The sequence below is a fragment of the Streptomyces aurantiacus JA 4570 genome (genome assembly GCF_000414115.1).
Classification (GTDB): domain Bacteria; phylum Actinomycetota; class Actinomycetes; order Streptomycetales; family Streptomycetaceae; genus Streptomyces; species Streptomyces aurantiacus_A.
The window spans coordinates 1-12,364 of sequence record NZ_AOPZ01000210.1; the positions used below are offsets into that span (position 1 = coordinate 1).

The following is a 12,364-nucleotide window of genomic DNA, read 5'->3' on the forward strand; positions in this document are numbered from 1 at the left end:
CGAGGCTGTCGACGCGCTGCTGGCCGCGGCGCACAGCGCACCCGGCGCGGAGCTGGCGCGCGGCGCGATCGAGGTGGAGCGGCACCGCCGCGCCACGGTCGGCGCCGCAGGCCCCGACCGCTACTGGGTGCGGCTCCTCGGCGACCCGGACGGCGACGCTCCCTGGGGCTGGCGGATGAACGGCCACCACCTCGCCGTACACGTAGTGATCACGGCGGCCGGGATGCGCGTGACGCCGCACTTCATCGGGGCCGAGCCGGCCCGCATCGCGGACGGCCCGCAGGCAGGCCGCCGCCTGCTGGGGCCGGAGGAGGACCTCGCCCGGGAACTGGTCACGGACCTGGACGCCGGCCGGCGGGCCAAGGCGGTCTTCGCCGCCGCGCCGCCGGACGACATCCTGACCCGCGCCGACCCGTTCGCCGACCCGGACCTGCTCCCGGCCGGCCTGCCGTACGGGGACATGACGCCCGGTCAGCAGACGCTCCTTGAGCGCTTGGTGCGCCGCTACCTCGACCGGGCGCCCGCGGCGTACGCGCGGGAATGCTGGGCCGATGCCGTGGCACGAGGGCTGGACGCGCTCTCCCTCGCCTGGGCCGGCGGCCTCGCTCCCGGGGACCGGCACTACTACTGCGTTCGGGCCCCCGACTTCCTCATCGAGTACGACAACACGCAGGACGACGGCAACCACGCCCACTCGGTCTGGCGGCACGTCCGCCACGACTGGGGCGCCGACCTGCTGCGCGCGCACTACACGGAGCAGCACGGGTGAAGGCGTAGCCGTCAGCCCGGAACTCGGCCACCGCCGTCAGGGGCGACGTACACAACTCGGCGGTGGGGCCGACCAGTTGGGGCACCGCCTCATGGTGCCCGGCTCGCGGGCGCACCGGGCCGCGGCGCGGACGGCTGCGGCAGCACGATGAATGCCGTGCCCTGGGTCAGGTCGATGCTGGAGCGGGGCGGCGCGCCGTCGCTCTCGTCGTCCCGCAGCAGCAGCTCCACCCGCCGCTGCTCCAGCTCCACCGTCTTGTTTCCGTTCACGACCGCCGTGAATTCGTCGAAGGCGATGTTCGACAGCGACCGCCCCGTGCGCCTGCGCAGCCACGGGATCAAGCCCAGCCCCGTGAACCATCGCCACGCGCTCTCCACGAGGGCGAACAGGGCGAGCAGACACGCGAACGCCGGGAACGACATGAGCCAAATCGCCATGGGACCACTGTTCCGCGTCCGTGGCGTGCGGGGATCGGGCCGGCGCATGATCCGCTTCCCCCGTGCGGCGGAGGCGCCGCCATGGGGAATCCAACCCATGGTCGATGTCGACCGGTTGATGCCGACGGCCCGGCCGCCGGGCTTCCGCGTCGGCGGGACTCGCCCGGGTTCCTCAACGCATGGCCCTGCCACGGAGGTTGGAGGACCATGAGGGTCGAGTCCGTGTCGGTGACGCCTTGGGGGACAGACCATGGCATTGGAGTACCGCTTACTCGGGCCGGTCGAAGTGCTGTGGGAAGGCCGTCCCCTGCGGGTGGGCGGGCCCAAGCCCCGTGCCCTGCTGGCCGCGCTGCTGCTGCGCTCCGGGCAGGTCGTGCCCGCCGATGTGCTGGTGGACGTCGTCTGGGGCGAGGAGCCGCCGGAGACGGCCCGGGCGCTGATCCAGACCTATGTCTCGGCCTTGCGGCGGGCCCTGCCGGAGGCGCGGCGGGCGGCCATCGAGACCCGGGCGCCGGGCTATGTGATCCGGCCGGACGCCGGGGCCGTGGACCTCGGCCGTTTCGAGGAGACGGCCGCGGCCGGGCGGCGGGCCGCCGCGCAGGGGGACCACGCCGGCGCCGCCCGGTTGCTGCGTGACGCCCTCACGCTGTGGCGCGGTGCCGCGCTGGGCGGGGTCGGCGAGGCGTTGCGGAGCGAGGCGGTACGGCTGGAGGAGGCCCGGCAGGCCGTGCTCGAAGAGCGCGTAGCCGCCGAACTCGAAGCCGGCGGGCGGGAGAGCGAGCTGATCATCGAGCTCAACGGGCTCGTCGCCGCCCACCCCACCAGAGAGCGGCTGCGCGGACAGCTCATGCTCGCCCTCTACCGGGTGGGGCGGCAGGCCGACGCCCTCGCGGTGTTCGAGCAGGGACGTGCCGTACTCGCCGAGGAACTCGGTATCGACCCCGGGCCGGAGCTCGGCCTGCTGCACGGAGCGATCCTCAGGGCCGACCCGGCGCTGCTGCGTACCGAGGGGCGCCCGACGGCCGCCGACGTCTCGGTGCCGCAGGTGCCCGCCGCGCCGTGGCCCGTGTGCCTGCTGCCTCCCGCCATCGGGGACTTCACCGGGCGTACGGCCGAGATCACCGAGGTCGTCGACGGTCTCACCGCGCCACGGGACGCGACCTCCGTCGTGGTGGTGTCAGGACCGGCCGGCGTCGGCAAGTCCGCCCTCGCGGTGAAGGCCGCCCACCTGGCCATGAACGCCTTCCCCGACGGGCAGCTGTACGCCGAACTCCAGGGCACCGGCGCCCCCGTGCCGCCCGGCGACGTGCTCGGGAGGCTGCTGCGGGCGCTGGGCGCGGCACCGCCCGAGCATCCCGCCGAGCGTGCCGACCTCTTCCGCGGCCTCGTCGCGGGGCGCCGCCTCCTGCTGGTCCTCGACGACGCGATCGGCGAGGCCCAGGTGCGGACCCTGCTGCCGGGCAGCGCGGGCTGCGGCGTCCTTGTCACCTCGCGGGCCCGGCTCGGCGGCCTCGACGGGGCCCGGCGCACCGATCTCGCCGTCCTGGACGAGGCACGCAGCCTCGAGTTGCTGTCCCGGGTCACCGGCCCCCGGGTCGTGACGGGCGATCCCGCTGAGGAGGCCGCCGCCCGGCGCATCGTCACCCTGTGCGGCGGCCTGCCGCTGGCCCTGCGGATCGCCGGGGCCCGGCTGACCACCCGCCGGCACTGGACTCCGCGCCTGCTCGCCGACCGCCTCGAAGACGAGCGGCGGCGCCTCGACGAGCTGGCCGTGGGCGATCTGGAGGTGCGGGCCAGCCTGGGGCTGAGCTACGAGTCGCTCGATCGCGACGCCCGGACGGTGCTGCGTCGCCTGGCCGTCCTCGGCCCGTGCGACGCGGCCCCTTGGATGGTGGCGCTGCTCGTCGACGGGGCCGAGGACGAGGTGGAAGAGGTGCTCGAACGGCTCGTCGACGCGCAGTTGCTGGACTGGACGGGCACCGATCCCGCCGGTCAGTCGCGCTATCGGGCCCACGATCTGGTGCGGGTGTACGCCGCGGAGCGGGCCGAGGCCGAGGATTCCGTCGAGGTGCGCACGGCGGCGGTGGGGCGGGCGCTCGCCGCCGGGCTGCGCCTGGTGGAGCGGGTCGCGGAGGAGGCGCCTTCGGGCGTGGTCGTCCTGCGGCCCTATCTCGGCGGCGCGGAGAGCGTCAATCGGTCCGCCGGCGGGGCCAAGGCGGAGTGGGGCGAGGCCGGCACGCGAGGCGGCGGGCCCGCCGCCGACGTCGGTGCGGCGACCACGCGGCGGGCGCTCGCCGAGCCGTTCGCCTGGTTCGAGGCCGAGGCCGGCACGCTCGCCACGGCCGTCGAGCGCGCGGCGGCCCTCGGGCTGCACACCCTCGCCTGCGCCGCCGCGACGGTGCTGTGCTCCTCGTCGTTCGCCGTCGGCAACCGGTTCGACGCCTGGTGGCGCAGCCATGACGCCGCTCTCGCCGCCGCCCGGCGGGCCGAGGACCGCGCAGGCGAGGCGCTGCTGCTCATCGGCCTGGGCCAACTGCGGTTCGAACAGGACCGGTACGCCGAGGCGCAGGACTACTTCCGGCAGGCCGAACCCCTGTGCGCCGCCATAGGTGATCTGCACGGCCGGGCCGCCGCCCTCGCGGGTCTCGGCGGCAACCTGCGGGAGCTGGGCCAACTGAGCGCCGCCGACGCCGCGTTGGGCGACGCCGTCGAAGTCTTCCGGCGCCTGGGAGATGACGCGGGCACCGGTCTCGCCTGCCGGCTCCACGGCTCCGTACGCCTCGAACTCGGCGACCACGACGGCGCGACGGCACTCCTGGACGTATCACTGCGGGCCTACCGGAGTCTGGGCAGCCGGCGGGGCGAGGCACTCTCGCTGCGCACGCTGAGCCTCGTGCACCGGTCGCTCGGGGCGTACGAGGAGGCCGAGCGGCTCGCCGGGCGTGCGCTCGAGATCCTCGCGGGTCTCGGTGATCCGCTGATGGCCGCGTACGCCGAACGGGCCCGCGCCAAGGCCCGGTTGCGGCTGGGGCGTACGCGGGAGGCGGAGGCGGAGCTGCTCGGCGCGCTCGACGTCTGCCGGGCCTACCGGGACCGCTTCGGCGAGGCGCTGACCCTGCGCACGCTCGGCGAGTGCGCCCTGGCCGACGGGCGGCACCACGAGGCGGAGAAGCGGCTCGCCGCCGCCGTGGGCCTGTGGGACGCGCTGGAGCTACGGCTGCCCCGGGCCCGGACGCTGCGCGATCTCGCGACGGCACGCGAGGCGGTGGGCGACAGGCAGGGGGCGGCGTCCCTGCGTACGGAGGCGATGTCCGTGTTCACGGAGTGCGGCGCGCAGGAGCGGTGCGCGCCGTAAGAGCCCTGAGCTGCGCGAAGCCGTGAGCTGTAAGTCGCCGTGCGCCGTGTTGCGGAGGACTTGGAGGCAACTTGCAGAAGCCTCGGCGAACCTCGGTGACGTCGGAGGGGAACAGCCTCCGACGCCAACGGGGAATCAACGGGGAAAGGACCACTGATGTCCAGCACGACGAACAGCAGCACGGCCGGATCGACGCCCGCCTCGGCACCCGACGGCTCGATCTCCCGCTCGACGAAGAAGCCCGTCCTCCGCCGCCGGGCCGTCATGCTTCTGGTCACCACCCTCGCCGGCGGCGCCGTCACCGCGGGGTCGATGGCCACGACCGCGTCGGCCGCGCCAAGCCCCTTGCGCACGAAGATCGTCAAGAAGGCCACGGCCGAGAAGAACAACCCGAAGCACAACCGCGAGGCCGCCAACAACTGCAACTTCTACAGCGGTTACTACAAGCCGAGCGGCACCGGCAACTGCCGCCAGTCGACCGACGGCGTGCGGTGGCGCTCCAACGAGTGGTGCGCCGACTTCGCCCGCTACGTCTGGAAGAAGTCGAACGCCAAGACCAGGAAGCTCACCCCGTTCGCGGGCTCCTTCTACCGGGCCGCGAAGTCGCACGGCACCGGCAAGTGGCACAAGCGCGGCTCCTACGTCCCCAAGCCCGGTGACGTGGTGCTCTTCGACTGGGACGGCCGCAAGCCGAGCCTCGGCAACGAAGGCTGGGACATCGACCACGTCGGTGTCGTCACCAAGTACCGCAAGAGCGGGAAGAAGCTGACGACCATCGAGGGCAACACCACCAAGACGGCGAGCGGCGGCGGCAAGGAAGGCGTCTTCAAGCGCACCCGGCACAACACCGCGCCCGGCCGCGTCGTCGGCTACGTCTCGCCGGTCAAGCGGTAACGGCCGCCACCGGCCGACAGGACCACCGCATGGGGGGTGCCCCGGGGAGAGAGCCACATCGGCCTCTCCCCGGGGCACGGGTGCGCACCGGCCGCTCACCCCGCCCGCACGCAGGACGACCAAGGACGTGACATGCCCCCGATCATCCTCATGAACGCGCCCGAAGTGGCCCACGTGCCCGTCGTCGAGTGCGGTGAACCCCTGGTCGACCTACGGGAGTTGTCCCTCCTCGACGTGGACGCGCGGCAGGCGGATCCGGACGGGGCCTATGCCCTGGTGCGCGAGACGGTGGCCCTGCGCCTCGCCAGGGCGGCACGGCTGCTGCCCGACGGACTGCGACTCCTCGTCACCGAGGGGTACCGGCCCCTTGCCCTGCAGGCCCGGTACTTCGACGAGTACGCGGCCGAGCTGCGCCGGGCCAACCCCGACTGGCCGGACGACCATCTGCGCGCCCAGACCAGCCGTTCCCTGGCGCCGCCCGAGATCGGGCCGCACGTCGCCGGCGCCGCCGTGGACCTCACCCTGTGCACCACGGACGGCCACGAACTCGACCTCGGCACGCCGGTCGACGCCAGCCCGGAGGCCAGTGGCGGAGCCTGCTACACCGACGCCCCGGACATCTCGGCCGCGGCACGCCGCAACCGGCGCGTCCTGAGCGCGGCGCTCACCACGGTGGGGCTGGTCAACTACCCCACGGAGTGGTGGCATTGGTCCTACGGCGACCGCTACTGGGCACTGCTGACCGGGGCCCCGGCCGCCGCGTACGGGCCGGTGTGAGCGCCGGGCGGCCGTTCAGGACGACGTGTCGCAGTACTCGGCCTCGAGGATCTTGCGCTGGGGCTTGTCCTCCCAGTCCCCGTTGAAGTTGTAGGCGAGTTGGTGACGGCCGTCCGCGGTGGTCACGGCCATGGAGAGCCACCCGACCATGCCGCCGCCGTGACCCCAGAGCGTGGTGCCGCAGCTCGTCCTGGTCCGCGTGAGGCCGAGCCCGTAGGCACTGTCCGGGTGGCCGGGGACGGCGACGGTGGTCTTCATCGCCCTGAGCTGCTTCGGCTGCAGGAGTTCGCCGCGCAGCAGGGCCCGGTAGAAGCGGTTCAGGTCGCCCGCGGTGGAGATGATGTCGCCGTCGGCCCAGCCCTGTGACCCGTTCATCTCGGTGATGTCGTCGATCCGGTCGGGCGCCGACGGGAACAGCTTGGCGTAGCCGCGGCTGCTGGGCTGCGGCAGGTGGATGCTGTTGCCGGGGTTGGAGGTGTTCTTGAGACCGAGCGGCGTGATGATGCGGTCCCGGACCTCGTCCTCGTACGTTCGCCCTCCGGCCTTCTCGACGATCAGCCCGGCCAGGACGTAGTTGGTGTTGGAGTACGAGTGCTTGGCGCCGGGCTCGAACAGCCGCGTGTGGGAGAGCGCCACCTTCACGTGCTTCTTGGGCGGCAGCGTGTCGTAGCGGTGTTTGAGATAGCCCTCCCTCAGGTAGGTCCTGGCGTACTTCTTGTCGGCCAGGTAGTCGAACAGGCCGCTGGTGTGGTTGAGGAGCTGCCGGACGGTGATCTTGCGGCCGTCGTTGCCGTTGCCCCGCACCAGGCCGGGCAGATGGCGGTCCACGGTGTCGCCGAGGCGGAGCTTCCCCTCCGCCTCCATCTGGAGCAGGACGGTCGCCACGAACGTCTTGGTGATGCTGCCGACGCGGAACTTGTCGTTCTTGCCGCGCGGCGCACCCGACCTCAGGTCGCCCACGCCCGACGCCGCCTTCCAGACTCCGCGGGCGTCGCGCGCCTGGGCCGTGACGCCGGGGACGCCCGCCTTCACGGCCGCGTCCATCGCGCGCTGCGTGGCCCGGTGACCGGTCCCCGCGGGGGGTGTGTCCGTTGCCGCCTGAGCGGGCGTCGCATAGGCGGCCGCCGCCAGCGCGGCCGCCGCGAGACCCGCCATGCCGGCCTTCGAGGTCTTCCGTAACGCCATTCCCGTACTCCTCACAGTCGTCTGCGTCGGGCCGTGCGCGAGCGGCCCGGTGGCAACCGCGGAGTGTCCACAGGCCGCGTTGCGGGAGGGCCGCCCCTATACCAAGACCGCAGACCGTGAGGGAGTGGTTGAGGAGGATCCCGTGAAGGGCCTTGCGTGATCTCGCGGGGGGCACCGAGGGTGACCACGGTCGTCGGCGGGATCTCGGATCGCACGGGCGGCCAGGGTTGTGGAGACGGACAACAGGGGCGTACGTTCCTGTGGAGATCGGCCAATCAGCCAGGCGCCGCCGGGGAGCAACCTGGACTGTCCGGGCAGCAGCCCCGGTTCTGGATCCGGGCCGACGCGGTGAGGAGCGCCTATGGCCGCCTGTACGCTCGGCGACCTGCTGGACGCCGTCGGCAGCCCGGCCCTGCGGCTGCACACGGCGGGCGCCGGGCCTGCCGCCCCGGTCACCGAAGTGCTGCTGTACGACGCGCACGCCCCGCTGCCCCAGGTGCCCGGAGCCCTGCTGCTCGCCGTCGGCGTGCGGGCGGCCGCCGCCGGGCCGCTGGTGGGGGCCGCCGCGGCGGCCGGGATGACCGGGATCGTGGTGCGGGGCGCGGACGGCCCGGTCGGCGAGGCCGAGGCGTGCGGGGTGGCGCTGCTGGCGGTCGACGAGGACGTGGCCTGGCACCACGTGCACCTGATGCTGGCCTCGGCGATCGGCGCCCGGTCCGCCCACGGCGGCGGCCTGGGGGACCTGTTCGCCCTGGCCGACGCGATCGCGGCGGCGACCGGCGGCGCGACGTCCGTGGAGGACCCGCGCCAGCGGATCCTGGCCTACTCCACCGTGCCCGGCCAGCCGGTCGACGAGGACCGCCGCCAGGGCATCCTCGGCCTGCAGGTCCCGGGCAGCCTCGACAACGCGGCACAGGTCCGGCTGGTGGTGTCCTCGGCGCGACCGGTGCGGCTGCCCCCGCTCACCGCGGGCGACCTGCCGCGGCTCGCCGTCGCGGTGCGGGCCGGCGGCGAGACCCTCGGCTCGATCTGGGTGGTCGACGGCGGCACGCTCGCCGCGGACGCCGAGGAGACCCTGGCCCAGGGCGCGTCCACGGCGGCCCTGCTCCTGCTGCGGGCCCGCGCGGCCCAGGAGCTGGCCCGCCACCAGAACACCGATCTGCTGCGCCGGCTCCTCGACGGTTCGGCGGACGCCTCGACGGCGGCGCACCGCCTGGGCCTCGACGCGGTGCGCGTGGCCGCTTTCGTGCTGGACTCCGCGGCCAGCGTGCCGGACGCCGAGCGGACCTCCCTCAGGCTCCTTGACGTCGTACGCCTGCAGTGCGAGGTGCGCTACGGACGCCATGCGTGTGTGCTCCTGGACGGGGTGGTGTACGCGCTGCTGCCCGCGCCCGGCGAGGACGGCGGGGCGTGCGGGCCGCAGGAACGGCAGGCCCGCGACCGGCGGCACCGACAGCTGGCGGAGGACATCGTGCGCCGCGCCGGGCGGTCGCTGCGGGTGCCGGTACGGGCGGCACTCGGCGAGGTGGTGCCGGATCTGGGCGGGGTGGCGGAGTCACGTGCGGACGCGGATCTGGTCCTGCGGCTGCTGCACGACGCCCTGCCGGTGGCCACCGTCGACGAGGTGCGGCCCCGGGTGACGTTGCTGCGGCTCTCCGAAGTGATGCGGGAGCGGCGGGAGTTGAGGGCGGGCGGCTGGCAGCGGGTGCTGGCGGCGGACGCCGAGCACGGCACCGACTACGCCCGCACCCTGGTGTCCTGGTTCGACGCGGGCTGCGACGTGGCGAGCGCGGCGAAGCTGCTCTCCGTCCATCCCAACACCTGCCGCTACCGCCTGAAGCAGGTCGGCCGTCAGCTCGGGATCGACCTGGAGGATCCCGACGAACGGCTGGTTCTCTGGCTGCAGTTGAGGGCGCTTGCGGGGGTCGGCGGTGCTGCCGGAGCGGAGTTCGTCAGACGTCCGTGACGTGTACTTGTTCGCCTTGCCGGCCGTAGATGGCGATGGTCTCCGCGGGCATGTCGTCTCTGGCGTTGCCGATCCAGTGCGCGTCATCCGTACTGAACTCCGCCGCTTCGCCCGCCGTCAATTCCGTACGCCTGCCCGCGAGAACGAGTTGCACGGTCCCGCTGAGCACGTAGAACCACTCCCGGCCGGGATGCGTGTGAAACCGCGGGGGCGGCAGTTGGGACACCGGGGGGTAGAGGACCTTGTACGCCTGCAGGCCGCCGGACTGCATCCCGAGCGGCACGAAAGTCAGCCCCTCTTTGCGGACCGGGCGCAGGTGCACCCGTGGATCGCCGGTGGCGGGCGCCGCGACGAGTTCGTCCAGCGGGACCGCATAGACGCGAGCGAGGGGGAGGAGCTGCTCCAGTGTGGGGCGGGTCTGCCCGCGCTCGATCCGGGAGACGGTGCTGGGCACGAGACCCGTCCGTTCGGCCAGTTCGGTCAGGGTCAGGCCACGGGCCTGACGGAGCCCCCGCAGCCTGGGGCCGACGTTCTGGAGCACTGTCTCGTCGTCCGCGTTCGGCCCGACATCCATATGCACCCCGCATCGACCTCCCCGTCCGGCAGCATTTTGCAGTGCTGCAAAAAAGCGCGCAAGGCCGCAACCGCGGGTGCGACCGTCGGGCCATGACGCAGACACAGAGATCCAGGCGCCGACTGCCGTGGTATCGCCTCGTCGGAACGAGCGCGTTGGCCGTGGCCCTTGGCGCGGGCGGTGCCCTCGCGTGGGGCACGCCGGACGACCGGACCTCGCCCCCGGCCACCTCGGCGACCACGGCTTCGTACGACGCCGCGACAAGGCACGACACGGAGTTCAACAAGACGTTCAAGCACAAGTTCGCGAAGGTCCGCGGCGTGCGCATGCACTACGTCACCGGCGGTACCGGCCCCGCGTTGGTGCTGCTGCACGGCTGGCCGCAGAGCTGGTACGAGTGGCGGAAGGTCATGCCGGCCCTCGCCAAGAACCACACCGTCTACGCGCTGGACCTCCCTGGCCTGGGAGACAGCGAGGGAAGTCCGCCGAGCTTCGACAAGAAGACCCTGGCGCGGTACGTCGACGGTCTGCTGCGTGACGAGCTCGGACTCGACAAGTTCGACCTGGTCGCGCACGATCTCGGCGCCGGAGTCGGGTTCCAGTACGCCTCGCGGTTCCCCGACCGGGTCAGGTCCTATGTGCACATGGACTATCCGCTCCCGGGGCGTGAGCTTCCTGCCGCGCGGTATCGCTCCTTCTCGTGGCACATGGCGTTCAACAGCCAGAAGAAGATCCCCGAGCGACTCGTCGACAATCCGGGCGACGTACGCGAATACCTCACGGGGTTCTACCCTCAGGTCGCCTTCGGCGGATCGGCGTTCGGCGGCACACGCACCACATCGCCCTTCACCCGAGCGGAAACCAACGAATACCTCCGCACGTACCGCAGACCGGAAGTGCTGCGTGCCGGGTTCGAGCTGTACCGGACCCTGGACCAGGACGAGCGCGACAACGCCGCGGCCCGAACCGTGGACACCCCCACGCTTCTGCTCACGGCGACCGGATCACTCGCCGCCACTCGGCCGACCCTGAAATCGAAGCTGTCCGACATCAGGCGCGCGGTCGAGATTCCCCAGTCGGGACACTGGCTCGCCGAGGAGAACGCCCGGGCCGTGAGCGACGAAATCCTCGCCTTCACGAGCAAGTGACCCCGGTACCCGCGGCACGTCATGCCGCGGGTACCAGTCGCGTGTCCCGGTCTTGTCCGCACGTCCAAGCACGGGCCTGCCGGTTTGTTGCGCCGGATCAAGAACCGGCGGCTCGGCGTGCGTACGTTGAGGTCAAGTTCAGCGGCCGCCCGGCGGCCCCGGGGCAGGCAACGCCGGGCCGCGTCTGCTCCCTTCCACGCGAAAGGCTCCGTCGTGTCGTTGGATCTGCATCACCGTGCTGTCGTCGCCGATGCCCACAACGACCTCCTCATGGCCGTTGCCGCCCGCCCCCCGGAGCAGTGGGGCGGCTTCTTCCGGGACCGGTGGCTGCCGCAGCTGCGCGAGGGCGGCATCGACATCCAGGTCCTGCCGGTGTTCATCGACGACCAGTACCGCCCCGAGGGGGCGCTCCGGCAGACCCTCCGGATGATCGAGTGCGGCCACGTCCTGGCCGAGGCCAACGCCGAACAGGTCGCTCTGTGCGTCAACGGCGCGGACATCGACACGGCCCTGGCCGAGGGCAAGATCGCCCTTGTGCTGGCCCTGGAGAGCGCACCGGGCGTCGACGCCTCCGTCGAACTGTTCTCCACCCTGTTCCGGCTCGGCGTGCGGATCGCCTCGATCGCCCACTGGGGACGTACGCCACTCGCCGACGGCAGCCGGGAGGACGCCACCGGCAGCCGGCTGACCGCCCCCGGCGTGCGGGCGCTGCGGGAGATGGAACGCCTGGGCATGCTCTTCGACATCTCCCATCTGGGGGCCAGCGGGGTCGCCCATGTCCTGGAGCTCGCCACCCGCCCGCTCATCGCCACCCACTCCTGCGCCCGTGCCCTGCGGGACCACCACCGCAACCTCACCGACGACCAGATCCGTGGTGTGGCGGCCACCGGCGGCGTGGTGTGCGTGAACTTCGTCCCCGACTTCCTCACCGACGACGAGGCGAAGGTGAGCGTCGACCTCGTCGTCGACCACATCGAACACGTCGTCTCCGTGGCCGGCATCGACCATGTCGGCCTCGGGGCGGACTTCCTGCGCGAGATCGTGGCGGACCTCACCCCGCCCTGCTGCGAGAACGCCGACGACGAGGATCCCCTCTTCGCATTCCCCGGTCTGGACGCCCCGGCCGACATGCCCCTGGTCACCGAGGCGTTGATCCGCCGGGGCCTGCCCGAGGCGGACATCCTGAAGATCCTGGGCGGGAACACGCGGCGGCTCATGAGCACACACATGGGCTGACACCCGCCCGGCCCCGATGGGGA

General features: G+C 72.7%; 10 protein-coding genes. 7 read left to right on the forward strand and 3 right to left on the reverse strand.

The window, feature by feature from the left end:
* A partial coding sequence (locus STRAU_RS20545) for a DUF3500 domain-containing protein (RefSeq protein ID WP_037660768.1) occupies nt 1-769 on the forward strand: 769 nt, incomplete at its 5' end.
* Between the two features lie 89 nt (nt 770-858).
* On the opposite strand, the gene STRAU_RS20550 is transcribed toward STRAU_RS20545, so the two are convergent.
* The gene (locus STRAU_RS20550; RefSeq protein ID WP_037660771.1) at nt 859-1,206 is read right to left on the reverse strand and encodes a DUF6191 domain-containing protein; all 348 of its coding nucleotides are present in this window, start codon (nt 1,204-1,206) and stop codon (nt 859-861) included.
* Nucleotides 1,207-1,456: 250 nt separating this feature from the next.
* Between STRAU_RS20550 and STRAU_RS20555 the strand changes: the two genes are divergently transcribed.
* From STRAU_RS20555 to STRAU_RS20565, 3 genes are all read left to right on the forward strand, one after another.
* On the forward strand, nt 1,457-4,561 hold the full coding sequence (locus tag STRAU_RS20555) for an AfsR/SARP family transcriptional regulator (RefSeq protein ID WP_037660774.1): 3,105 nt from the start codon (nt 1,457-1,459) through the stop codon (nt 4,559-4,561).
* A gap of 156 nt (nt 4,562-4,717) precedes the next feature.
* The gene (locus STRAU_RS39105) at nt 4,718-5,455 is read left to right on the forward strand and encodes a CHAP domain-containing protein (RefSeq protein WP_016642298.1); all 738 of its coding nucleotides are present in this window, start codon (nt 4,718-4,720) and stop codon (nt 5,453-5,455) included.
* A 132-nt stretch (nt 5,456-5,587) separates the two neighbouring features.
* Complete coding sequence (locus STRAU_RS20565; protein ID WP_016642299.1) at nt 5,588-6,232, forward strand: M15 family metallopeptidase; 645 nt, start codon at nt 5,588-5,590, stop codon at nt 6,230-6,232.
* 15 nt (nt 6,233-6,247) lie between these two features.
* Here the strand turns inward: STRAU_RS20565 and STRAU_RS20570 are convergent, their stop codons facing one another.
* Nucleotides 6,248-7,417: a serine hydrolase domain-containing protein gene (locus tag STRAU_RS20570; RefSeq protein ID WP_016642300.1), complete on the reverse strand. Its 1,170-nt coding sequence runs from the start codon at nt 7,415-7,417 to the stop codon at nt 6,248-6,250.
* 361 nt (nt 7,418-7,778) lie between these two features.
* On the opposite strand from STRAU_RS20570, the gene STRAU_RS20575 reads away from it, so the two are divergent.
* On the forward strand, nt 7,779-9,383 hold the full coding sequence (locus STRAU_RS20575; RefSeq protein ID WP_016642301.1) for a PucR family transcriptional regulator: 1,605 nt from the start codon (nt 7,779-7,781) through the stop codon (nt 9,381-9,383).
* Here STRAU_RS20575 and STRAU_RS20580 read toward each other — a convergent pair.
* Complete coding sequence (locus STRAU_RS20580; RefSeq protein WP_016642302.1) at nt 9,370-9,957, reverse strand: helix-turn-helix domain-containing protein; 588 nt, start codon at nt 9,955-9,957, stop codon at nt 9,370-9,372. The two genes, STRAU_RS20575 and STRAU_RS20580, sit on opposite strands and share 14 nt — an antisense overlap.
* Before the next feature lie 92 nt (nt 9,958-10,049).
* Here STRAU_RS20580 and STRAU_RS20585 point away from each other — a divergent pair, with 92 nt between their 5' ends.
* Both STRAU_RS20585 and STRAU_RS20590 read left to right on the forward strand, forming a co-directional pair.
* Nucleotides 10,050-11,105, forward strand: coding sequence for an alpha/beta fold hydrolase (locus STRAU_RS20585; protein ID WP_078621374.1), 1,056 nt, complete (start codon nt 10,050-10,052; stop codon nt 11,103-11,105).
* 213 nt (nt 11,106-11,318) lie between these two features.
* Nucleotides 11,319-12,341: a dipeptidase gene (locus tag STRAU_RS20590; RefSeq protein WP_016642304.1), complete on the forward strand. Its 1,023-nt coding sequence runs from the start codon at nt 11,319-11,321 to the stop codon at nt 12,339-12,341.
* The last annotated feature ends 23 nt before the right edge of the window (nt 12,342-12,364 follow it).

What these genes read in the sequence shown, in the direction of transcription:
- STRAU_RS20550 (WP_037660771.1), bottom strand. Translation starts at nt 1,206, where the DNA reads ATGGCGATTTGGCTCATGTCGTTCCCGGCGTTCGCGTGTCTGCTCGCC.
- STRAU_RS20555 (WP_037660774.1), top strand. Translation starts at nt 1,457, where the DNA reads ATGGCATTGGAGTACCGCTTACTCGGGCCGGTCGAAGTGCTGTGGGAA.
- STRAU_RS39105 (WP_016642298.1), top strand. Translation starts at nt 4,718, where the DNA reads ATGTCCAGCACGACGAACAGCAGCACGGCCGGATCGACGCCCGCCTCG.
- STRAU_RS20565 (WP_016642299.1), top strand. Translation starts at nt 5,588, where the DNA reads ATGCCCCCGATCATCCTCATGAACGCGCCCGAAGTGGCCCACGTGCCC.
- STRAU_RS20570 (WP_016642300.1), bottom strand. Translation starts at nt 7,417, where the DNA reads ATGGCGTTACGGAAGACCTCGAAGGCCGGCATGGCGGGTCTCGCGGCG.
- STRAU_RS20575 (WP_016642301.1), top strand. Translation starts at nt 7,779, where the DNA reads ATGGCCGCCTGTACGCTCGGCGACCTGCTGGACGCCGTCGGCAGCCCG.
- STRAU_RS20580 (WP_016642302.1), bottom strand. Translation starts at nt 9,957, where the DNA reads ATGGATGTCGGGCCGAACGCGGACGACGAGACAGTGCTCCAGAACGTC.
- STRAU_RS20585 (WP_078621374.1), top strand. Translation starts at nt 10,050, where the DNA reads ATGACGCAGACACAGAGATCCAGGCGCCGACTGCCGTGGTATCGCCTC.